This window comes from Streptomyces sp. NPDC007907 (genome assembly GCF_042959365.1).
Classification (GTDB): Bacteria; Actinomycetota; Actinomycetes; order Streptomycetales; family Streptomycetaceae; genus Streptomyces; species Streptomyces indiaensis.
On sequence record NZ_JBIBKR010000009.1, the window covers coordinates 250,761 to 272,832 of the forward strand.

Annotated in this window: 18 protein-coding genes and 1 pseudogene; 8 read left to right on the plus strand and 11 right to left on the minus strand. The window is 72.5% G+C overall.

All coding sequences use genetic code 11. From position 1 onward, the window contains the following. Positions 1-70: 70 nt before the first annotated feature. Positions 71-1,273, plus strand: a complete 1,203-nt coding sequence (locus ACFZDI_RS32845; RefSeq protein ID WP_234850438.1) for an amino acid deaminase/aldolase — start codon at positions 71-73, stop codon at positions 1,271-1,273. A 13-nt stretch (positions 1,274-1,286) separates the two neighbouring features. Here ACFZDI_RS32845 and ACFZDI_RS32850 read toward each other — a convergent pair whose 3' ends face one another. From ACFZDI_RS32850 to ACFZDI_RS32865, 4 genes are read right to left on the minus strand one after another with little or no spacing between them, the layout of a single operon-like run. Next, positions 1,287-2,192, minus strand: coding sequence for a DUF2510 domain-containing protein (locus ACFZDI_RS32850; RefSeq protein WP_391255950.1), 906 nt, complete (start codon positions 2,190-2,192; stop codon positions 1,287-1,289). A gap of 47 nt (positions 2,193-2,239) precedes the next feature. Continuing rightward, positions 2,240-3,025 carry a 3-oxoacyl-ACP reductase gene (locus tag ACFZDI_RS32855; protein ID WP_234850439.1) on the minus strand — a complete coding sequence of 262 codons (786 nt, stop codon included), beginning with the start codon at positions 3,023-3,025 and terminating at the stop codon, positions 2,240-2,242. Further along, positions 3,022-4,395, minus strand: a complete 1,374-nt coding sequence (locus ACFZDI_RS32860; protein WP_391255612.1) for an aldehyde dehydrogenase family protein — start codon at positions 4,393-4,395, stop codon at positions 3,022-3,024. Before ACFZDI_RS32860 ends, ACFZDI_RS32855 begins: the two co-directional genes overlap by 4 nt. A gap of 8 nt (positions 4,396-4,403) precedes the next feature. Beyond that, positions 4,404-5,768 (minus strand): glutamine synthetase family protein, encoded by a 1,365-nt coding sequence (locus ACFZDI_RS32865; RefSeq protein WP_391255615.1) that lies wholly within the window; start codon positions 5,766-5,768, stop codon positions 4,404-4,406. A gap of 98 nt (positions 5,769-5,866) precedes the next feature. On the opposite strand from ACFZDI_RS32865, the gene ACFZDI_RS32870 reads away from it, so the two are divergent. The 3 genes from ACFZDI_RS32870 (at position 5,867) to ACFZDI_RS32880 (ending at position 8,915) form a co-directional block, all read left to right on the plus strand. Beyond that, positions 5,867-6,604, plus strand: a complete 738-nt coding sequence (locus ACFZDI_RS32870) for a FadR/GntR family transcriptional regulator (protein WP_234850442.1) — start codon at positions 5,867-5,869, stop codon at positions 6,602-6,604. 153 nt (positions 6,605-6,757) lie between these two features. Then, positions 6,758-8,203 carry an ethanolamine permease gene (gene eat / locus ACFZDI_RS32875; RefSeq protein ID WP_234850443.1) on the plus strand — a complete coding sequence of 482 codons (1,446 nt, stop codon included), beginning with the start codon at positions 6,758-6,760 and terminating at the stop codon, positions 8,201-8,203. Between the two features lie 37 nt (positions 8,204-8,240). Next, complete coding sequence (locus ACFZDI_RS32880; protein WP_391255953.1) at positions 8,241-8,915, plus strand: gamma-glutamyl-gamma-aminobutyrate hydrolase family protein; 675 nt, start codon at positions 8,241-8,243, stop codon at positions 8,913-8,915. 405 nt (positions 8,916-9,320) lie between these two features. On the opposite strand, the gene ACFZDI_RS32885 is transcribed toward ACFZDI_RS32880, so the two are convergent. After that, entirely contained in the window at positions 9,321-10,250 is a 930-nt protein-coding gene (locus tag ACFZDI_RS32885; protein WP_391255623.1) for a LysR substrate-binding domain-containing protein, read from the minus strand. 70 nt (positions 10,251-10,320) lie between these two features. Here ACFZDI_RS32885 and ACFZDI_RS32890 point away from each other — a divergent pair, with 70 nt between their 5' ends. Continuing rightward, the gene (locus ACFZDI_RS32890; RefSeq protein ID WP_391255626.1) at positions 10,321-11,472 is read left to right on the plus strand and encodes a TDT family transporter; all 1,152 of its coding nucleotides are present in this window, start codon (positions 10,321-10,323) and stop codon (positions 11,470-11,472) included. Here the strand turns inward: ACFZDI_RS32890 and ACFZDI_RS32895 are convergent. The 4 genes from ACFZDI_RS32895 to ACFZDI_RS32910 form a co-directional block, all read right to left on the minus strand. Continuing rightward, complete coding sequence (locus tag ACFZDI_RS32895) at positions 11,384-12,103, minus strand: helical backbone metal receptor (protein ID WP_391255629.1); 720 nt, start codon at positions 12,101-12,103, stop codon at positions 11,384-11,386. The two genes, ACFZDI_RS32890 and ACFZDI_RS32895, sit on opposite strands and share 89 nt — an antisense overlap. Next, complete coding sequence (locus ACFZDI_RS32900) at positions 12,100-12,672, minus strand: helix-turn-helix domain-containing protein (RefSeq protein ID WP_234850447.1); 573 nt, start codon at positions 12,670-12,672, stop codon at positions 12,100-12,102. Before ACFZDI_RS32900 ends, ACFZDI_RS32895 begins: the two co-directional genes overlap by 4 nt. Before the next feature lie 331 nt (positions 12,673-13,003). Next, positions 13,004-15,619, minus strand: coding sequence for a glycine betaine ABC transporter substrate-binding protein (locus tag ACFZDI_RS32905; RefSeq protein WP_391255633.1), 2,616 nt, complete (start codon positions 15,617-15,619; stop codon positions 13,004-13,006). Beyond that, a complete protein-coding gene (locus ACFZDI_RS32910; protein ID WP_391255636.1) occupies positions 15,612-16,703 on the minus strand; it encodes a betaine/proline/choline family ABC transporter ATP-binding protein in 1,092 nt (363 codons plus the stop codon). Before ACFZDI_RS32910 ends, ACFZDI_RS32905 begins: the two co-directional genes overlap by 8 nt. 196 nt (positions 16,704-16,899) lie before the next feature. On the opposite strand from ACFZDI_RS32910, the gene ACFZDI_RS32915 reads away from it, so the two are divergent. Beyond that, a complete protein-coding gene (locus ACFZDI_RS32915) occupies positions 16,900-17,829 on the plus strand; it encodes a 5'-3' exonuclease (protein ID WP_234848481.1) in 930 nt (309 codons plus the stop codon). 127 nt (positions 17,830-17,956) lie between these two features. Beyond that, a complete protein-coding gene (locus tag ACFZDI_RS32920) occupies positions 17,957-18,799 on the plus strand; it encodes a siderophore-interacting protein (protein ID WP_391255638.1) in 843 nt (280 codons plus the stop codon). 73 nt (positions 18,800-18,872) lie between these two features. Here the strand turns inward: ACFZDI_RS32920 and ACFZDI_RS32925 are convergent. Beyond that, positions 18,873-19,445 (minus strand): annotated as a pseudogene (locus tag ACFZDI_RS32925) (GNAT family N-acetyltransferase); the annotation flags it as partial. An 80-nt stretch (positions 19,446-19,525) separates the two neighbouring features. Here ACFZDI_RS32925 and ACFZDI_RS32930 point away from each other — a divergent pair. Continuing rightward, on the plus strand, positions 19,526-20,527 hold the full coding sequence (locus ACFZDI_RS32930) for a pseudouridine synthase (RefSeq protein WP_391255641.1): 1,002 nt from the start codon (positions 19,526-19,528) through the stop codon (positions 20,525-20,527). Here ACFZDI_RS32930 and ACFZDI_RS32935 read toward each other — a convergent pair. Beyond that, positions 20,521-22,071 carry a cytochrome P450 gene (locus ACFZDI_RS32935; protein ID WP_391255644.1) on the minus strand — a complete coding sequence of 517 codons (1,551 nt, stop codon included), beginning with the start codon at positions 22,069-22,071 and terminating at the stop codon, positions 20,521-20,523. The genes ACFZDI_RS32930 and ACFZDI_RS32935 overlap by 7 nt on opposite strands. Between the last annotated feature and the right edge of the window lies 1 nt (position 22,072).

The window sequence follows — 22,072 nt, forward strand, 5'->3', positions numbered from 1 at the left end:
CCGCGAGGCCGGGGCATCTGCCCGGAACGTCCCCCTACCCTGCGGTAATCCGGTCTGGCAGGCTGCGTTCATGACTGCGCGCGCCTCCGACCGGGCCCGTTACGACCGGGCCACCGCCCATCTCGAGGCCCCTCTCGCGATCGTGGATCTCGAGGCCTTCGACGCCAACGCCGCCGACCTGGTGCGCCGTGCCGGGGGCAAGCCCGTCCGGGTCGCCAGCAAGTCGGTGCGCTGCCGGGCGCTGCTGGAACGCGTCCTGGCCCGGGAGGGCTTCGCGGGGATCATGTCGTTCACCCTCGCCGAGTCGTTGTGGCTGGCCCGGTCGGGATGCGACGACGTGCTGCTCGCCTACCCGTCCGCCGACCGCGCGGCCTACGCCGAACTCGCCGGTGATCCCAAGCTCGCCGCCGCCGTGACCGTCATGGTCGACGACGTCGCCCAGCTGGACCTGATCGACGCCTCCCGGGGCGGCGGACGTGAAGTGGTGCGGGTGTGCCTGGAGTTGGACACCTCGCTGAAGCTGCTCGGCGGGCGGGTGCGGGTCGGGGCCCGGCGCTCGCCGCTGCACTCCCCCGCCGAGGTCGCCGAGGTGGCGCGGGCCGTGACCCGGCGGCCCGGCTTCGAGGTCGTGGGGATCATGGCGTACGAGGGTCATGTCGCCGGTGTCGGGGACGCGGTGGCGGGACGGCCGCTGCGGTCGCGCGCCATCCGGCTGATGCAGGCCGCCGCCAGGCGTGAACTGGCCGAGCGGCGTGCGGAGGTGGTGCGGGCGGTGCGGGCCGTCGTGCCGGGGCTGGAGTTCGTCAACGGCGGGGGCACGGGCTCGGTCCAGCACACGGCGGCCGAGGACGCGGTGACCGAGATCGCCGCCGGGTCGGGGCTGTACGTGCCGCGGCTGTTCGACAACTACACGTCGTTCAGCGGCCGTCCGGCGGCTCTCTTCGCCCAGCCGGTGGTGCGGCGGCCGGGGGTGGGAGTGGTGACGGTCCTGGGCGGTGGGTATCCCGCCTCGGGTGCGGCCGGACCCGACCGGTCGCCCGTGCCGTATCTGCCCGAGGGGCTGCGCTACGACCCGCAGGAGGGCGCCGGCGAGGTGCAGACGCCGCTGCTCGGCTCGCCGGCCGACGATCTGCTGATCGGGGACAAGGTGTGGTTCCGGCACGCGAAGGCCGGTGAGCTGTGCGAGCGGTTCGACCGGCTGCACCTGATCCAGGGCGACGCGGTGACCGAGACGGTGCCGACGTACCGCGGCGAGGGTCACACGTTCCTCTGAGTCCCGTGGGGCGTCAGTCCGCCGGGCCGATGCTGCTGCCCACGCCGCCGCCCGTGTCCGCGTCGCCGAACGGGCGGATGCCCTTGGTGATGCGGTCCATGTCGGCGAGCGGCGGCCCGTCCTCGCCCGCGTCGAAGACGTAGCGGACGAGGACGGGTGACTCGGTGCCGACGCTGGAGGGGAAGACGAGCGACTGGACGTAGCCGCCGGGCCCCTTGGCGGTCTTCACGCGCCAGCGCACGAGGTACCCGGCGCGGCCCGCCACCGCGACCGGCCCGGACTTGACGACCTGGTGCGAGGTGAGACCGCCGTGGAGTTCGCGGCCGAGCCGGTCGCGGTCGTAGGCCTCGTCGGCGGCCTCGGAGATGTCCGCCCGGGCGAGGACCTCGGGGGACTTCTCGTCGTTCTCGGTCACCGTGCGGGAGAAGACCATGCCGTGGCGGCACAGGCCCACGCCGGCGGGGCAGTCGTAGGTGCCGTCGGTGGTCATGACGACGTCGTCCTGGGCGACGTACTGCGGGCGGACCCAGCCGTCGAGGAGCGGGAACGTGATGCCGTTGAGCTGGTCCTCGACGACGGCGGAGTCGGCCGCGGACGGCTTCGACGTGGACGCCCCGGGGGCCGGCTCCGGCGAGCCGGGCCCGGTCCCGGGCGCGGAGGTGGGGGCCGTCCCGGTCTCCGTGCCGTCGCCGTCGCCCCCGCCGAGGGCGACGGCGGCACCGGTGACGATCGCCGCGACCAGGACGGCGCCTGCGGCGGTCAGGGCGATCGCCTTCGTCCGGCCCGCCGTGCCGCTGCCCGGCGGCGGGGCGGCGGGGGCCCCGGGCGCGCTGCGGTGCTCGGTCCAGGCCGTACCGTCCCACCAGCGCTGCCGGTGGGGGGCGTGCGGGTCGGGGTACCAGCCGGGCGGCGGCGTCATGCTCATCCCGGCACTGTAGGGCGCGACCCGGCCCCCCGGGACACGGCCTACAGGGGTGTGACGTACGCCCCCGCGATCCCGCCGTCGACCAGGAAGTCGGTGGCGTTCACGAAGGAGGAGTCGTCGCTGGCGAGGAAGGCCACGGCGGCGGCGATCTCCTCGGCCTCGGCGAACCGCCCCAGCGGGATGTGCACCAGGCGGCGCGCGGCCCGCTCCGGGTCCTTGGCGAACAGTTCCTGGAGGAGCGGGGTGTTGACCGGGCCGGGGCACAGGGCGTTCACGCGGATGCCCTCGCGGGCGAACTGCACGCCCAGTTCACGGGACATGGCGAGGACGCCGCCCTTGGAGGCCGTGTACGAGATCTGGGAGGTCGCCGCGCCCATCCGGGCGACGAAGGACGCCGTGTTGATGATCGAGCCCCGGCCTTGGCGCTGCATGTAGGGGATTGCGGCCTTGCAGCACAGGTAGACGGAGGTGAGGTTGACCTCCTGGACGCGCTTCCAGGCCTCCAGGCCGGTCTCCAGGATGGAATCGTCGTCGGGCGGGGAGATGCCGGCGTTGTTGAAGGCGATGTCGACGCTGCCGTAGGTGTCGTAGGCGGTCTTGAAGAGGGCCTCGACCTGCTCGGGGTCGGTGACGTCGACCTTCACGAAGGTGCCGCCGACCTCCTCGGCGGCCGCCTTGCCGCGGGTGTCGTCGACGTCGCCGCAGACGACGTGGGCGCCCTCGGAGGCGAGGCGGCGGGCCGCGGCGAGGCCGATGCCGCTGCCGGCTCCGGTGACGACGGCGGTACGGCCGACCAGACGGCGGCAGATGTTCTCCTGGGCAGTCACTGTGCGGGGCCCTCCGTGCTGATGAAGACGTTCTTGGTTTCGGTGAAGGCGGCCAGGGCGTCCGGGCCGAGCTCGCGCCCGACGCCGGACTGCTTGTAGCCGCCGAACGGGGTCCAGTAGCGGACGCTGGCGTGGGAGTTGACGGACAGGTTGCCGGCGCGGACGGCCCGGGAGACGCGCAGGGCACGGCCGACGTCGCGGGTCCAGATGGAGCCGGAGAGGCCGTAGGGGGTGTCGTTGGCCAGCCGGATCGCGTCCTGCTCGTCGGTGAAGGGCAGGAGCACCGCGACGGGGCCGAAGATCTCCTCGCAGGCGGCGGCCGAGTCGGGGCTCTCGCCGGTGAGGACGGTCGGCGGGAACCAGAAGCCGGGTCCTTCGGGTGCGCTGCCGCGCAAGGCCTCGGCGGTGTCGGGCACGAAGCCGCGGACCCGGTCGAGCTGCTGCCGGGAGATCAGCGGGCCCATCTGGGTCTTCTCGTCGGCCGGGTCGCCCACCACCACGTCGGCCAGGCTCTTCGCGAGGAGTTCGCGGACCTCGTCGTAGACCTGCTCCTGGACCAGGATGCGGGTGCGGGCGCAGCAGTCCTGGCCGGAGTTGTCCAGGAAGGAGAAGGGGTCGACGGCGGTCTTGAGGTCGGCGTCGGCGAAGACGACGTTGGGGCTCTTGCCGCCGAGTTCGAGGGTGACGGGCTTGACCTGCTCGGCGCCGAGGGCCGCGACGCGGGTCCCGGTGCGGGTGGAGCCGGTGAAGACGATCTTGGCGACTCCCGGGTGGCGGACCAGGGCGTCGCCCGTGATGTCCCCGCGTCCCGGCAGGACCTGGAAGAGGTGCTCGGGGAGACCGGCCTCCAGGGCGAGTTCGGCCAGGCGCAGCGCGGTGAGCGGGGTGGTCTCGGCGGGTTTGAGGAGGACGGCGTTGCCGGCCGCGAGGGCGGGGGCGGTGCCCCAGGCGGCGATCGGCATGGGGAAGTTCCAGGGCGCGATCACGCCGACGACGCCGAGCGGTTCGAGGATCGTGACGTCCAGGCCGCCGGGGACCGGGATCTGACGGCCGGTGAGCCGCTCCACTCCCCCGGCCGCGTAGTCCAGCAGGTCGCGGACGTTGCCGGCCTCCCAGCGGGCGTTGCCGATGAGGTGGCCGGCCTCGCGGACCTCCAGGCGGGCCAGTTCCTCCAGATGGTCGTCGACGGCGGCCGCGAAGCGGCGCAGCAGCCGGGCGCGGTCCGCGGGCGCCAGGGCGGCCCAGGTCCGCTGCGCTCTGGCGGCCCAGGTGACGGCCGTGTCGACGTCGGCCGGGCTCGCCCCGGCGACGGCGGCGACGACCTCCTCGGTCGCGGGGTTCAGTACTTCCAGAAGGTGCTCGGAAGACACGAAGGACCTCACATGCGTTCGAAGGAGCGGCGCAGCTCCCAGTCGGTCACCGCGGCGTCGAAGGCGTCCAGTTCGACGCGCGCCATGTTGCGGTAGTGCGCGACGACCTCGTCGCCGAAGGCGGCCCGGGCGATGGGGCTGTTCTCCCAGAGCTCGGCGGCCTCGCGCAGGGTGGTGGGGACGTGGTCGAGGTCGGCGGCGTAGGCGTTGCCGGGACAGGGCTCGGGCAGCTCCAGCTTCTGCTCGATGCCGTGCAGTCCGGCCGCGACCAGCCCGGCGACGGCGAGGTAGGGGTTGACGTCGCCGCCGGGCAGGCGGTTCTCGAAGCGCAGGGAGCGGCCGTGGCCGACCACGCGCAGCGCGCAGGTGCGGTTGTCCTGGCCCCAGGCGACGGCGGTCGGGGCGAAGGAGCCGGGCTGGAACCGCTTGTAGGAGTTGATGTTGGGGGCGTAGAGGAGGGAGAAGTCGCGCAGGGCGGCGAGCTGGCCGGCGAGGAAGTGGCGCATGACCTCGGACATGCCGCCTTCGAGATCCCCCGCCATGGCGTTGGTGCCGTCGGCGTCGGCGAGCGAGAGGTGGATGTGGCAGGAGTTGCCCTCGCGCTCGTTGTACTTGGCCATGAAGGTGATCGACATGCCCTCCTGGGCGGCGATCTCCTTGGCGCCGGTCTTGTAGACGGAGTGCTGGTCGCAGGTGACCAGGGCCTCGTCGTAGCGGAAGGCGATCTCGTGCTGGCCGGGGTTGCACTCGCCCTTGGCGGACTCGACCGTGAGGCCGGCGCCCGCCATCTCGTTGCGGATGCGGCGCAGCAGGGGCTCGATGCGGCCGGTGCCGAGGACGGAGTAGTCGATGTTGTACTGGTTGGCCGGGGTCAGGCCTTTGTAGCCGGCGTCCCAGGCCTGTTCGTAGGTGTCCTTGAAGACGATGAACTCCAGCTCGGTGCCGACCTGGGCGGTGTAGCCGAGTTCGGCCAGGCGCTCCAGCTGGCGGCGCAGGATCTGGCGGGGGGCGGCGACAACCGGGGACCCGTCGTTCCAGGCGAGGTCGGCGTGGAGCATCGCCGTGCCCGCGTTCCAGGGGACGCGGCGCAGGGTGGACAGGTCCGGGTGCATGGCGAAGTCGCCGTAGCCGCGGTCCCACGAGGACATCGCGTAGCCGTCGACGGTGTTCATCTCGGTGTCGACGGCGAGAAGGTAGTTGCAGCCCTCGGTGCCGTGGTGGAGGACCTCGTCGAGGAAGAAGCGTGCGGCGAACCGCTTGCCCTGGAGCCGCCCTTGCATGTCGGGGAAGGCCAGGACGACAGTGTCGATCTCACCGCCGGCGACGAGGGTGTGCAGTTCCTCGACGCTCAGCGGGGGTGTGCGGTCTGCCACGGGAAGGCCTCCTAGGCTCCTTGGATCCGCTGCCTTGGATCCGCCGGGAGCCATAAGGTATTGCCGAGAACCATTGCTTGGGAAGGGGGCACGGCCACATGCCGGAGGAAGTTGGGGGCGGCGGGGTGCGGGACGGGCTGACGCCGGTGCTGCGGCCGGTGCGCGCGGGCAACGGCTTCGAGGAGGCGCTGGAGCAGATCCTCCAGGTCGTACGGCTGGGTCTGGTGCCGGGGGGCGAGCGGCTGCCGGCCGAGCGGGAGCTGGCGGAGCGGCTGGGGATCAGCCGGGTGACGCTGCGCGAGGTGCTGAAGGTGCTCCAGGACCAGGGACTGGTCGAGTCGCGGCGCGGCCGGTACGGCGGGACGTTCGTGCTGCCGCGTGCCGACGCCGTCGGCGAGGACGAGCTGCGGCGCCGGGTCGCCGAGGTCGACATCGAGGACGTGCTGCGGTTCCGGGAGGTGCTGGAGGTGGGCGCGGCCGGGCTGTGCGCGGCGCACGGGCTGGAGGAGAAGCAGGCGGACCGGCTGCGCGAGGCCCTGGCCCGCACGCACGACGCGCCGCTCGCCGAGTACCGCCGCCTGGACACGTTGCTGCACCTGACGCTCGCCGAGCTGTCCGGCTCCCCCACGCTCACCGCCCAGTACGCGGCCGTCCGCGCGACCGTCAACGACCTGCTCGACTGCATCCCGCTGCTGGTGCGCAACCTGGAGCACTCCCAGCGACAGCACACCGCCCTGGTGGAGGCGGTGATCGAGGGCGACGCCGACCAGGCGCGGGAGATCATGCGCGAGCACTGCGGGGGCACGGCGGCGCTGCTGCGCGGCTTCCTCGGCTGAGCCGGGCGGTGTCGTCGCCCCGGTGAGGATTTACCGCCGATTAACGCACGGGTCTTGCCATCCCCCGGTCGGCCCGCAAAGGTATGGCTCCATTCCATTGGCTCGGAGCCCGCTCGACCCCGTGACCGCCGCCGCCCCGTCGGGAGACCACCCATGCCCCAGGAACCCACCGTCACACCCGCCGCCCCGGAGGGCGACGACTATCTGGAGCGCAGAGCACTGCGCCGCGGCAGCGCCGGCTGGGTGCTGCTGACCGGTCTCGGCGTCGCCTACGTCGTCTCCGGCGACTACTCGGGCTGGAACTTCGGCCTGGCCGAGGGCGGCTTCGGAGGCCTGGCGATCGCCATGGTGCTCATGGGCGCGATGTACGCGTGCATGGTCTTCGCCCTCGCCGAGCTGTCGTCGATCCTGCCCACGGCGGGCGGCGGCTACGGTTTCGCCCGGCGGGCGCTCGGCCCGTGGGGCGGCTTCCTGACCGGCACGGCGATCCTGATCGAGTACGTCCTCGCGCCCGCCGCCATCGTCATCTTCATCGGCGACTACGTCGAGTCGCTGGGGCTGTTCGGCCTGGAGTCCGGCTGGCCGATGTACCTGGTCTGCTTCGCGATCTTCCTCGGCATCCACCTGTGGGGAGTCGGCGAGGCGCTGCGCTTCAGTTTCGTCGTCACCGGCATCGCCGTGGCCGCCCTGATCGTGTTCGCGCTGGCGGCGCTGCCCGACTTCTCCCTCGCCTCGCTGGACGACATCCCGGTGGACTCCTCCGCCGCGGGGGCGAACTCCTGGCTGCCGTTCGGTCTGCTCGGCATCTGGGCCGCGTTCCCCTTCGGCATGTGGTTCTTCCTCGGCGTCGAGGGCGTGCCGCTGGCCGCCGAGGAGACCAAGGACCCCGCCCGTACGCTGCCCAAGGCGATCCGCTGGTCGATGGGCATCCTGGTGGTGCTGGCGGTGGTCACGTTCTTCGCGGCGGCCGGGGCGCGCGGGTCCGCCGCGGTCCAGGAGGCGGGCAACCCGCTGGTCGAGGCGCTCCAGCCGAACGGCGAGGCGACGACCCTGAGCCGGATCGTGAACTACGCGGGCCTCGCCGGCCTGGTGGCGTCGTTCTTCTCCCTGATCTACGCCGGCTCGCGCCAGCTGTTCGCCCTGTCCCGCGCGGGCTACCTGCCCCGGTTCCTGTCGCTCACCAGCCGCCGCAAGGCGCCCTACCTGGGCCTGCTGGTTCCCGGCACGATCGGCTTCCTGCTGGCGGCGGTCTCGGGCAACGGCGCGCGGATGCTGAACATCGCCGTCTTCGGCGCCACCATCTCCTACGCGCTGATGTCCCTGTCGCACATCGTGCTGCGCCGCAGGGAGCCGGAGCTGGAGCGGCCGTACCGCACGCCGGGCGGGGTGCTGACGTCGTCGGTCGCGCTGGTGCTGGCGTGCGCCGCGCTCGTGGCGACGTTCCTGGTGGACGTGACGGCGGCGCTGATCGCGCTCGTGGTGTACGCCGTGGCCGTCGCCTACTTCGGCCTGTACAGCCGCAAGCACCTGGTGGCGAAGGCGCCGGAGGAGGAGTTCGCGGCCCTGGCGGCCGCGGAGGCAGAGTTGGCAAGGGACTGAGTCGTCTGACCGTGAGGGAGTTCTCGTGACCAGGCCGTTGATCGGGGTCAGCACCTACCTGGAGTCCGCTGCGCGCTGGGGCGTGTGGGAGCTGGAGGCCGCGCTGCTGCCGGTGGGCTACCCGCGGCTGGTGCAGCGGGCCGGCGGCCTGGCCGCGATGCTGCCGCCGGACGACCCGCGGCACGCGGCGGCCGCCGTGGCCCGGCTGGACGGGCTGGTCATCGCGGGCGGCCCGGACGTGGAGCCGGTGCGGTACGGGGCCGAGCGCGAGCCGCGGACGGGGCCGCCGGCGCCGGAGCGGGACGCGTGGGAACTGGCGCTCATCGAGGCGGCGCTGGCCGCGGGGCTGCCGCTGCTGGGGATCTGCCGGGGCATGCAGCTGCTGAACGTCGCCCTCGGCGGGACGCTCCTGCAGCACATCGAGGGGCACACGGAGGTCGTGGGCGTCTTCGGCGGGCACGCGGTGAAGCCGGTGCCGGGGAGTCTGTACGCGGAGGTGGTGCCGGAGGAGACGTTCGTCCCGACGTACCACCACCAGGCCGTGGACCGCCTGGGCACGGGCCTGGTCCCGTCGGCGTACGCGGCGGACGGCACGGTGGAGGCGGTCGAACTGCCGTCGGCGAACTGGGTGCTGGGGGTGCAGTGGCACCCGGAGATGGGCGAGGACGCACGGGTGATGGGGGCCCTTGTGGAGGCGGCGGCACGGGGCTGACCCCCAGGGGGCTCCGCCCCCTGGACCCCCGGCCTGCGCCCACCCACCACCCGAAACAGTCCGCCGGGAAGCCGGACTCGACAGACTCAGCCCGTCCGGCGTTCGAGGACGACGCCGTTCAGGCCGAAGCGGGTCTGGGGCGCAACCCCCGGCGGGGTCGAAGGGGCAGCGCCCCTGGTGACGGGACGGGTAGGGGCGGCGGGGGCGAGGAACTGGTGCCGCGGCAGGCAACGTTCGCCCGTGAAGGAGCGGCGTCCGGTGCGTGCTCTGGGGGTGCCCCCTGCCCGAAGACCTTGGGGGAGTGCCGGCGGGAAGCCCTCGTACTGGACGTACTTGGGCTTCCGGCCGGTGCGGCGAGAGGGCGTGCCGGGCGTCGCGACGGGGCGAACGTTGCCTGCCGCGGCACTAGCCCCGCGTCAGCGACAGCAGGTCTCGGGCTGGTCCCGTGGGGCGGTGTCCCGTCGGCCAGACCGCTCTGAGGTCCCGGGCCAGGGCGGCCCCCTCCACCGGCACGCGGACCAGGCGCCGCATCGCCAGTTCCTCCCCCACCGCCAGTTCGCTCAGCACCGCCGGCCCCGCCCCGCTCACCGCCGCCGCCTTGACCGCCGTCGTCGAGGACAACTCGATCAGTGGCCGCGCCAGACCGCCCAGCGCCGCGTCCAGGACCTGCCGCGTGCCCGACCCCTTCTCCCGCAGGATCAGCGGCGTCGCGGCCAGCTCCGACGCCTGCAGCGCACCCCGGCGCCGGGCCCACGGGTGCCCCGGCGACGTCACCACGATCAGCCGGTCGTGGGCGATCACCGCCGAGTCGAGTCCGGCCGGCACCGACAGGCCCTCCACGAATCCCAGGTCCGCCTCGTCCGACAGCAGCCGCTCCGCCACCACGGTCGAGTTCCCCGCGTGCAGCGACACCGCCGTGTCCGGCCGTTGCGCGCGCAGCGCGAGCAGCCAGCCGGGCAGCAGGTACTCCGCGATGGTCATGCTCGCCGCCACCCGCAGCCGGGAATCGCGGCGGACACGCAGCGCCTGCGCCCCCGCGTCGAACGCCTCCGCCGCCTCCACGATCCGCCGCGCCCAGTCCGTCACCAGGGCCCCGGCGTCCGTGAGCCGGGAACCGCGGGGCGAGCGGTCGACCAGCGCCACGCCGAGCTGCCGTTCCATCGAGCGGATCCGGCTGCTGGCCGCGGGCTGGGTGATGCCCAGTTCCCGGGCCGCCCCGCCGAGGCTGCCGAGCCGCGCCACCGCCAGCAGCAGTTCCAGGGCGCCCAGATCCGGCACCCGGTGCGCCAGGGACCCGGTCGTCCCCTGTCCGGCCCGCTCCTCCGCGTTGCTCATAAGCCCAGCTTATGCCGCCATAGAGGCATGGTCCCTGGTGGTGCACCTCGCCCGGAACGATCGTGGAGTCATGGTCACCGCAGCCCAGCCCCTCGCGTACCCGCTCTCCGTCCGCGATCTCGGACCCAACTGGTACGCCACCGTGATGGGCACCGCCGTCGTCGCCGCCGCCGGGGCCGCCCTGCCGGCGCACGTCCCGGGGCTGCGCGGCGTGCTCGCCGGGGTGTGGACCCTGTCCCTCGTGCTGCTGCTGTCGCTGCTCGCCGCCCGGGCCGTGCACTGGGCCCGCCACCGGGACCGGGCCGTGGCCCACCTCCTCGACCCGGCGGTGGCGCCCTTCTACGGCTGCCTCGCCATGGCCCTGCTGGCCGTGGGCGGCGGTGCCCTCACCGTGGGCCGGGACTGGATCGGCCTGCGCGCCGCCGTGGCGCTGGACGCGGTGCTGTTCACCGCCGGCACGGCTGTCGGGCTCGCCGCGGCCGTGGCGGTGCCGTACCTGATGGCCGTACGGCACCGGGTGGAGCCGGGGCAGGCCACACCGGTCTGGCTGCTGCCGCTCGTCGCGCCCATGGTGTCGGCCGCCGTCGGGCCGCAGCTGGTGCCGCACCTGCCGCCCGGTCAGGCCCGCGAGACGCTGCTGCTCGGCTGCTTCGCGCTGTTCGGGCTCAGCCTGCTCGCCACCCTGGTCATGCTGCCGCTGGTCTTCGCCCGGTCCCTCGCCGGCGGGCCGCTGCCCCTCGCCCTCACCCCGACACTGTTCCTGGTGCTGGGCCCGCTCGGGCAGTCCACCACCGCCGTCGGCGCCTTCGCGGACGTCGCGCCCGGTGCCGTACCGGAGCCGTACAGCGAGGGCTTCGGTGCCCTCGCCGTGCTCTACGGCGTGCCCGTCATGGGATTCGCGCTGCTGTGGTTCTGCCTGGCCGCCGCCCATGTGCTGCGCGCCCGGCGGAACGGGATGCGGTTCTCGATGACCTGGTGGTCGTTCACCTTCCCGGTCGGCACCTGTGTCACGGGCTGCGAGGCGCTGGCACGGCACACGGGGCTCGTCGCCTACGCGGGTGCGGCGGTGCTGCTCTCCGCGGTGCTGGCCGCGGCGTGGGGCACGGCCGTCGCGGGCACCGTGCGCGGGCTGCTCAGGGGCGAGCTGCTCGCAGCGCCCGGCGCAGCACCCGTGGTGCCTCGGCCAGTGACGGCCCGTACCACGTCAGGTGCCGTCCGCTGACGAGCGCGCAGGGCAGGCCGGGGAAGGCCTCGGGGCCGTCGTCCGCGGTGAAGCGGTACGGCTCGTCCGGCAGGACCACGACGTCCGGCGCGGCGGCGCGCAGGTCCTCCACGGCAACGCGCGGGTAGCGCTCGGGGTGCGTCGCGTGCAAAGGGTCCACGCCGAGGCGGGCGAGGACGTCACCCGCGAAGGTGTCGCGGCCCAGGACCATCCACGGGCGGCGCCAGACGGGCACGACGGCCGTCCGCCGCGTCCCGGGCTCCGGCAGGGCCGACCAGACCTCCTCCGCCTCGTCCAGCCAGCGGGGGCGGGCCGCCACCCCGCAGGCGTCGAGCACCCGGGCCAGCTCCCGGAAGGCCTGCGGTACGTCGCGGATCTCCGTCACCAGGACCTCGGTGCCCGCCGCGTGCAGGGCCGCCAGGTCGGGTGCCCGGTTCTCCTCCTCGTTGGCGATCACCAGGTCGGGCGCGAGGGAGAGGATGCGGTCCGTCTTCGGGTTCTTGGTGCCGCCGACGCGTACGACGTCCAGGTCCGCGGGATGCGTGCACCAGTCGGTCGCGCCGACCAGGATGCCGGGCGCGGAGCGGGCCACGGCCTCGGTCAGCGAGGGGACCAGCGAGACGACCCTCACCGGCGCCGCGGCCGGTCGCGGACCGCCTCGATGTGCTCGGCGACGGCGACGACGATCACGCGCGTGTCGGAATCCGCGGCCCGCCAGCGGTGCCGTACGCCGCCGGTCAGGTACAGCGTGTCGCCCCGGCCGAGGCGGTAGGCGCGGCCTTCCGCCTCGATCTCCACCGCGCCGTCGGCGACGTACAACAACTGGTCGTTGCGGTACTGGAATTCGCGGCCGGCGTCATGGTCGCCGGTGAATTCGGAGGCGTGCATCTGGTGATGGCCGCGGACCAGGGAGCGGGTCCGCGGCAGCGGCTCCGGTTCGGTGCCGTCGGCGCGGACGACGTCCACGCTGCACGCGGGGTCGGCCGCGGCGAGGAGCTCCACGGCGGTGGTGCGCAGGGCGTCGGCGACCTTCTCCAGGGAACTGGTGCTGGGCCGCGCCCGGTCGTTCTCGATCTGGCTCAGGAACGGGACCGACAGGCCGCTGCGCGCGGCCACGACGGCGAGGGTGAGGTCCAGCGCGCGGCGCCGCCGGCGCACGGCCGCGCCCACCCGAAGGGGTTGCTCTTTGTGGTCGCCCATCGCTCCGGCTCCCTCCTTCGCCCGTCGATCCGCTCCCCGTGCGACGGTGTCCCGGCGCACTGCTTCTGTTGAGTTGTCTGCACCCTACGCATGTTCGGCAAACCGTTGCAGGCGGCCGTCACATAGCCGTCATACGGGACGGTGCGCGACCTCACACTTCACGCCAGGTGATCCGCGCCGAGCCGGGCGGGGCAGGTGGCCCGGCCGCTGTGGTAACAGGCGGGGAGAGGGGGTTCTGGGGGTGGGGTAGCACTCTGTGGTTGTCCGGATCCCGCTCGTGGAGCGAGGGCCGGGGCGGGACGCGGCGTGTCGCGCGTCCCACCCCGGAACCCTACTGCGGAGTCATCCTCCCCACCATGTCGGGGCGCTGCTGGAGCCAGTCGGCCACGGCCTCCTCCTCATGGCCCTGACCGCGGTCCTTGATCTCGCTCTCCAGGCTCCCGAGCTCCTCCTCGCTCATGGTGAAGTTCTTGATCCACTTCGTGAGCTGCGGGTACTCGTCGGGGAACCGGGTGTGAGAGATGGTGCGGATGGTATTGCCCTCGCCGAAGGCCTTCTTCGGGTCCTTCAGCTTGGTCAGCTCGTAGTCGCTGTACGCCCAGTGCGGCGACCAGAGGGTGACGGCGATCGGCTCCTTCTTGGCGTAGGCGCGCTTCAGCTCGGCGAGCATCGCGGGCGTGGAGCCGTCGACGACCTCGCACTCCTTGCCGAGGCCGTAGCCGGGCAGGACCTTGTTCTTCAGCAGGTCCATCTCGCCGGTGCCGGGCTCGATGCCGATGATCTTCCCCTTGAAGGTGGAGGACTTGCCCTTGAGGTCCTCCAGGGAGTCGACGCCCTTCACGTAGGACGGTACGGCGATCTCCAGGGAGGTCGGTTCGTACCAGGTGCCGAGGTCCTTCAGCCGGTCCTTGTTCTTGTCCCAGTAGTTCTTCTGGGCGTAGGGCAGCCAGGCGTCGAAGTTGAGGTCGAGATCTCCCGACGCGAGGCCGGTGTAGACCGGGCCGACGTCCATCTGCTTCAGGTTCAGCTGGTAGCCGCGCCGCTCCAGGACGTTCTTCCACAGGTAGGTGACGGCGATGTCCTCGTCCCAGGGGAACCAGGCGACGTCCAGGGGCTGCTTCGCCTCGGCGGGTGTACCGCCCCCGGCGTTCTTCACCGGGGCCGTCTTGTCGACGAAGCCGGGATTCTGCTTCAGCCAGGCACGCACGGCGTCCTGCTGGCTGCCCTTGCCCGCCTTGTTGATCTCGGCTTCGAGGCTGGTGAGCTGCTTCTCGCTCATCGTGAAGTTCTTCAGCCACCCGGCGACGGTGGGGTCGTCGTCGGCGAAGCCCTTGCGGGACAGGGTGTGCACGCCGTCGCCCTCGCCCCAGGCACCCTCGGGGTCCTTGAGCTTCTTGAGGTCGTAGTCGTTGTACGCCCAGTGCGGCGACCAGAGGGTGGTGACGATCGGCTTCTTCCGGTCGTAGGCGCGCTTCAGCTCGGCCAGCATGGCGGGGGTGGAGCTGTCGACGACCTCGTACTCCTTGTCGAGGCCGTACTCCTTGAGGACCTTGCTCTTCAGCAGAGCCATTTCCCCGGCGCTGGACTCGATGCCGGTGATCCTGCCGTCGAACTCGGCGGCCCTGCCCTTGAGGTCCGCCAGGGAGTCGATGCCCTTCATATAGGCGGGTACGGACAGCTCCAGGGACGTCTTGTCGTACCAGGAGCCGAGGTCGTCGAGCTGCTTGCCGTACTTCTTCCAGTACTGGGCGTGGGTGGTGGGCAGCCAGGCGTCCGTCTGGAAGTCGACGTCGCCCTGGGCGAGGGAGGTGTACAGCGGGCCCGCGTCGAACTGCTCGGCCTCGACCTCGTAGCCGCGCTGCTCCAGGATCTCCTTCCAGAGGAAGGTGGAGGCGACGCCCTCGTCCCAGGGGATGTAGCCGATGCTGATCTTCTTGCCCTGGCCGACGTTCCTGCCGTCCGCCGCGGCCTCGCCGCCGGTCGTGCCGCCGAGGACACCCATGCCGCCCGCGGTGAGCGCGAGGACGACGACGCCGATCACGGCGACGGCGGGACGCGGCCGGTACGACCAGATCTTCAGGCCCTGCGCGGTGCGCAGCTTGGCGGCTGCGCGGCGGCCGAGCGGGGAGACCTGGGTGCCCAGGGCGCTGGTCATGCGGTCGAGGTAGATCGCGAGGATCACGATCGCCACACCGGCCTCGGATCCGAGGCCCACGTTGAGCTGGCCGATGGCCTCGTTGACGTCACCGCCGAGGCCGCCGGTGCCGACCATGCCGGCGATCGCGGCCATGGACAGGCCGAGCATGATGACCTGGTTCACCCCGGCCATGACGGTGGGCAGGGCCAGCGGGAGCTGGACGCGCAGCAGGGTGTTGCGGGGCGAGGTGCCGAACGCCTCGGCCGCCTCGACCAGTTCCTTGTCGACCTGCCGGATGCCCAGCTCGGTCATGCGGACGCCGGGTGCGAGCGCGAAGATCAGGGTGGCGACGATACCGGCGGGGGCCCCGGTGCCGAAGAAGAGGATCGCCGGGATGAGGTAGATCATCGCGGGCAGCGTCTGCATGAAGTCCAGCACGGGCCGGACCAGGCCGCTGACGCGGTCCGAGCGGGCCGCCCAGATGCCCACGGGCAAGGAGATCACCAGCGCGATGACGGTCGCCACGAGGACGAGCGCCAGGGTGATCATGGCGTTCTCCCAGAGTTCCAGGGAGTCGATGAACGCGAACCCGGCGAAGGTGAGGACACCGGCGAGGGTGCCGCGCAGCCAGAAGGCGATCACGGCGAAGATGCCCGCGAGGAGCAGCGGTTCGGGGGCCTGGAGGACGGTGTTGATGCCGTCGTAGAGGCCGAGGAAGACGGTCTTGCAGAAGTCGAACAGCCACGCCATGTGGGTGGTGAGCCAGTCGACCGCGTCGTTGACCCAGGCGCCGAGCTGAATCCTAGGCATCGGCGGTCACCTTCTCTGCGCCCTTGTCCCGCGGGGAGTCGCAGGGCTCCGGGGTGGCGTCCGGCTCATCGCCGAGGAAGCCGACCAGGCGCTGCCGGAGGACGACGCCGAGCTGCTTGCCCTCCTTGTCCACGACCGCCACGGGGTGGGTGAGCCGGGCGCTGATCGCGCACAGCTCGCTGAAGGGGGTGTCGGGTGTGGCGGTCTCGCAGCGGCAGCCGGGGTCCTCGCCGGTGGCCGAGGGGTCCATGAGCTCGCCCGCGGTCAGGACGCGGGAGCGGTCGACGTCCTGGGTAAAGGAGGCGACGTAGTCGTTCTCCGGCCGCAGCAGGATGTCCTGGGCGGTGCCGTTCTGGACGATACGGCCGTCGCGCATGACGGCGATGCGGTCGCCCAGGCGCATGGCCTCGTTCAGGTCGTGGGTGATGAAGACGATCGTCTTCTTGAGCTTCTGCTGGAGCTCCAGCAGCTGGTCCTGCATGTCGCGGCGGATCAGCGGGTCCAGGGCGCTGAAGGACTCGTCCATCAGCAGCAGGTCGGCGTCGGTGGCGAGCGCGCGGGCCAGGCCGACGCGCTGCTGCATGCCGCCGGACAGCTCGTCGGGCCAGGACTTCTCCCAGCCGGCCAGGCCGCACAGGGCGAGCGCCTCGTCGGCGCGGCGTGCGCGCTCGGCGCGGGGCACGCCCTGCACTTCCAGACCGTAGGCGGCGTTCTCGCGCACGCTGCGGTGCGGGAAGAGCGCGAAGTGCTGGAACACCATGCTGATCTTCTTGGAGCGGACCTCGCGCAGTTCGCGGGCACCGAGCGTGGTCAGGTCCTGGCCGTCGAAGCGCACGTGCCCGGCGGTCGGTTCGAGCAGGCCGTTCAGCATGCGCAACAGGGTGGACTTGCCGGAGCCGGACAGGCCCATGACGACGAAGATCTGGCCGGGCTCCACCGTGAAGGACGCGTCGATCACGGCGGCGGTCGTGCCCTCGGCCCGCAGTTCCTCCCGGTCGGCACCGGCGCGCAGCCGCTCGACGGCCCGGTCCGGTCTTCTGCCGAACACTTTGTACAGACTCGTCGCTTCCAGCGTCGCTGACACGTGGACCTCTGTTTCCTTGGCAACAGGACAGAGCGAGGACAGGGCGCAACAGTTGAAGTGCGCAACCAGCCTCGCTCCGGGGCGGCGCCTCCCCTCGATCGCCGGAACCAAACGGAAGAGTGGGGCGCTTCACACCAGATGCGCAGTGCGCAACGCGTTGCGCTGGGCCGAGGGGCTGTCGGTGCGGTACGGCATGATGCGTGGCGTGACCGGACGACTGATGCTCCTCGACACCGCCTCCCTGTACTTCCGCGCCTACTTCGGCGTCCCGGACTCGGTCCGGGCCCCGGACGGCACCCCGGTGAACGCCGTGCGCGGACTGCTCGACTTCATCGACCGCCTGGTCAAGGACCACCGGCCGGACCTCCTGGTCGCCTGCATGGACGCCGACTGGCGGCCGCAGTGGCGGGTGGAGCTGATCCCCTCGTACAAGGCGCACCGCGTCGCCGAGGAGCACGCGGTCGGCCCGGACGAGGAGGAGGTGCCCGACACGCTGTCGCCGCAGGTGCCGGTGATCGAGGCCGTCCTGGACGCGGTGGGCATCGCCCGCGTGGGCGTCGCGGGCTACGAGGCGGACGACGTGATCGGCACCTTCACCGCGCGGGCGACGGGCCCTGTCGACATCGTCACGGGCGATCGCGACCTGTACCAGCTGGTGGACGACGCGCGGGGCGTGCGCGTGCTCTACCCGCTGAAGGGCGTGGGGACGCTGCAGCACACCGATGAGGCGGTGCTGCGTGAGAAGTATGGGGTCGACGGCAGCGGGTACGCGGATCTGGCCCTGCTGCGCGGCGACCCCAGCGACGGTCTGCCGGGCGTGCCGGGCATCGGCGAGAAGACGGCCGCCAAGCTGCTGTCCGAGTTCGGGGACCTGGCCGGGATCATGGCGGCGGTCGAGGACCGCGGGTCGAGACTGACGCCCACGCAGCGCCGGCGGCTCGACGAGGCGCGTCCGTACCTCGCGGTCGCGCCGAAGGTGGTCCGGGTCGCGGACGACGTGCCCCTGCCGGACGTGTCCACGGCGCTGCCGCGGACGCCTCGCGACCCGGCGGCACTGGAGGCGCTGGCGGCGCGCTGGGGGCTGGGCGGGTCGCTGGAGCGGCTGCTGACGACCCTCTCGGCGTGACGTGACAGGACGGGCGGGAGGAGACCGGCGGCCCTCGGTGTTCAACTGCCGCGTTTTTCGAGAGGTGTGAAGTGGGCGCGAGGTGCTAACTTAGGTAACCCTAACTATATGAGACAGGGAGGTCCTCATGGCAGAGCGACCGGGACGCCAGCCGCGTCGGCTCCACACCGCGCAGGTCGTCCGCACCGAGCGGCTGACCCCGCACATGCAGCGTGTGGTGCTCGGCGGCGAGGGCCTCGCCGAGTTCACGGCGGGCACGTGCACCGACCACTATGTGAAGCTGCTCTTCGCGCCGGCGGACGTCACCTATCCGGAACCCTTCGACCTGCAGCGCGTCCGTGATGAGCTGCCGCGCGAACAGTGGCCGGTGACCCGGACGTACACGGTCCGCCAGTGGGACGCCCTGCACCGCGAACTGACCCTGGACTTCGTCATCCACGGTGACGAGGGCCTGGCCGGTCCCTGGGCCGTGCGCGTGCGGCCGGGCGAGACCGTGCGCTTCATGGGTCCCGGTGGGGCGTACGCACCCGACCCGGGTGCCGACTGGCATCTGCTCGTGGGGGACGAGAGCGCGCTGCCCGCCATCGCCTGTGCGCTGGAGGCGTTGCCGCACGGCGCCAGGGCGTACGCGTTCGTGGAGGTCTCCGGCCCCGAGGAGGAGCAGAAGATCGACTCGGACGTGGAGGTCGTCTGGCTGCACCGCGGCGCCCGGCCCGTCGGTGAGGCGCTGGTCGAGGCCGTACGGGGCCTGGAGTTCCCCGAGGGCCGGGTGCACGCCTTCGTCCACGGCGAGGCGCACTTCGTCAAGCAGCTGCGCCATCTGCTCCGCGTCGAGCACGGGATCCCGCGCGACGACCTCTCGATCTCCGGGTACTGGCGCCGCGGCCACGACGAGGACGGCTGGCAGGCCTCGAAGCGCGAGTGGAACGCCAGGATCGAGGCGGAGCAGGAGAGCGTGTCGGCGGCCTGACACCGGCCGGCGCGCCCGGGGCTCTCGGCCGCGGACGCGGGAGTGCTCCGCCGTGCAACTCCCCGGTCAGTTCCCGTACGCGCGCGTGCAGATGCATGTCGTGCCATCCGTCCGGCTGCTTGATCGCACTGCGCTTGGTGCCCTCCAGCGCGAAGCCCGTCCGGGTGGCGACCCGGCACGAGGCCTCGTTGCGCACGGCGTGCAGCAGTTCCAGGCGGTGGAAGCCGGTTCCCTCTAAGGCCCAGTGGGTGAGCGCGGTGGTGGCGCGGGCGGCCACGCCCCGCCCCCGGGCCGCCGGGACGGTCCAGTACGCCACCTCCGCCGTCCCGTCGTCGAGCCGCAGCTCGCGCAGCGCCACCCGGCCCAGCAGCACACCGGACGCGGCGTCGGCCACCGCCCAGTGCGCCTCCCGCTCCTCCATCCACGCCTGCCGCCACGCACGGATCCAGTCGCCGACCTCCTCCTCGGAGTCGGCCGACCGGGCGTGCCACTGGTGCATCACCGGGTCCTGGAACACCTCGTACACCGCGGGCGCGTCCCCCTCCCGGAAGGGGCGCAGGACGAGTCCCCCGTCGGCGGGGAGCGTCGGTTGCGGACGGCCCGCGAGGGCCCCGGCGGTCAGGACCGGGCTGATGAGAAACGGCATGCCCGCATCCTGGCAAGGGCCCGCGGAGTGATCCCAGTGGTTTTCCTCCCTGCCGCACCGGTCTCGTACGCTGGGCCGCGATGAGACGCAAGACGCGCACCCCGCCCTCTCCCCTGCCGCAGCGCCACGGCGTGGACCCGGTGCGGGTGCGGCTGCCCGCGGCCGGCACCTGGGGCACGGTGCGCGACCACTTGGTGGAGCGGCTCTCCGGAGCGGGCTCCGGAGTCGTGGACGCCATGCTCGGCGCGGGCCGGATCGTCGGGGCGGACGGACGGCCCGTCGCGGCGGACGCGCCCTACGCCCCCGGGATGTTCGTGTGGTTCCACCGGGACCTGCCCGACGAGGTGCCGGTGCCCTTCCCGGTGCGGGTCATACACCGGGACGAGCACATCGTCGTCGCCGACAAACCGCACTTCCTGGCCACCACCCCGCGCGGCGGCAATGTCGCCGAGACCGCGCTGGCCAGGCTCCGCCGCGAGCTGGACCTCCCGGCGCTCACCGCCGCGCACCGCTTGGACCGGCTCACGGCGGGGCTCGTGCTGTTCACCGTGCGCCCCGACGAACGCGGCGCCTACCAGACGCTGTTCCGCGACCGCCGGGTCCGCAAGGGATACGAGGCCGTCGCCCCGTACGACCCCGGCCTCGACATGCCCCGGACGGTCCGCAGCCGGATCGTCAAGGAGCGCGGCGTGCTCACGGCCCGGGAGGTCCCGGGCGAGTCCAACGCCGTGAGCCGCGTCGAACTCGTCGAGCACCGCGACCGGGTCGGCGAACAGGGCCGGCCCGGTGGACTCGCCCGGTACCGGCTCACGCCCGCCACCGGACAGACGCACCAGCTGCGCGTCCACATGACCGCGCTGGGCGTGCCGATCCTCGGCGACCCGCTCTACCCCGAGGTGACCGCCCCCGCAGCGGCCAGTGACTTCCGTCGTCCGCTGCAACTGCTCGCGCACTCGCTGGAGTTCACCGACCCGGTCACGGGCGAGGAGCACCGCTTCCGCAGCGGCCGGACGCTCGCCGCGTGGGCGTCGTACGACCGATGGGCCGCAGGCACGTACGACGGCCCGTCGGACGGTCAGTAGCCGCGCCACCAGCTCAGGAACCGCTGCCACACACCCCTGCGGCGGGGCGCTTCTGCGACGCCCGGCTGCGGCATCCCGGTCACCGGCTGCGGCTGGGGCAGCACCTGGGCCGGCTGAGGCTGAGCGGCGACCGGCTGGGGCTGGGCGGCGGCCGGTTGCGGTACGGCCGAAGCAGCAACCGGTGCGGTGGCCGACGGCTGCGTGATGCCGATCTGCCAGTCCGAGCGCTGGGCTGCGACCGGCTTGTGGTGCGGCTCCTCCTGCACGTTCTGCGGCGGCCTGGGCGCGAACTGCACCGGCAGTTCCACCAGGTGCCGGGAGGCGATGGACGCCGTCCAGCGCAGCTCCTCCTGGTCGCAGTCGAGTTCGACGTCGGGCAGCCGCATCAGCAGTGCGTCGACGCCCACGTCGGCGATGGAACGGCCGATGTCCTGACCCGGGCACTCGTGCGGGCCGCCGCCGAAGGCGAGGTGGGAGCGGTTGCCCTGCATGCTGGCCTTCAGGTCCGGCCGCACCCGCGGGTCGACGTTGGCCGGCAGCGGGGCGAACAGCAGCCCGTCGCCCCGGCGGATGCGCTGCCCGCCCAGCTCTGTCTCCTGCTTGGCGAAGTAGGCGAAGACCGTGCTGAACGGCGGCTCGTTCCACAGGGACTGCTCCACCGCCTCCGGCACCGTCATCTGGCCGCCGTTGAGCTGGGCCCGGAAGCGCGGGTCGATCAGCACCGTCAGCAGCACGTTGGACAGCAGGTTGGTGGTGGCCTCGTAGGCGGCGAAGAGGACCAGGCGCAGGTGCTCCCTGACCTCGTCGTCACTCAGCCGGGCCGGGTGCGTGATCAGGTAGCTGGCGAGGTCCTCCTCCGGCTGGGCCCGGCGGGTGGCGGTCAGCCGGCTGAGGACCTCCATGACGTAGGAGTGGCTGGCGATCGCCGTCTCGGTGCCCTTGAGGGCGTCGCGGGCGGCCTCGACGAGCCGGTCGTTGTACTCGTCGGGCATGCCGAGGATCTCGCACATCACCGCCATCGGCAGGTGCTCGGTGAACTGGCCGACGAGCTCCGCCTCGCCCGCCTCGCAGAACCGGTTGACGATCACCTGCGTGCTGCGGTTGATGTAGCGGCGCAGGCTGCGGAAGTCGATGGTGGAGATGGCGCCCATGACCGCGCCGCGCAGCCGCTTGTGCTCGTCGCCTTCGGCGTGCGAGGCGATGGGCTGCCAGGCGATGTGCGGCATCAGCGGGTGGTCGGGTTTGACCAGGCCCTCCTTGAGCGGGGTCCAGATCCGGCTGTCCCGGCAGAACTGCGAGGGCGAGCGCACCATGTGAAGGTTCTCGGCGTGGCCGAGGACGATCCACATCGGTACGTCGTCGTGGAGCAGCACGGGCGCCACGGGACCGTGCCGGTCCCGCAGTTGCTCGTACAGCGCTCCCAGGTCCTCCGCCTCGTGCAGCCGATGCAGTCCCCCGGGCCCGATGCCGTGCGCGGGGCAGCCGGGAGGCGGGCCGGGCGGGAGGTCGTCCGTGCTGGTCGGGGCGTGGGATTCAGGCGTCACA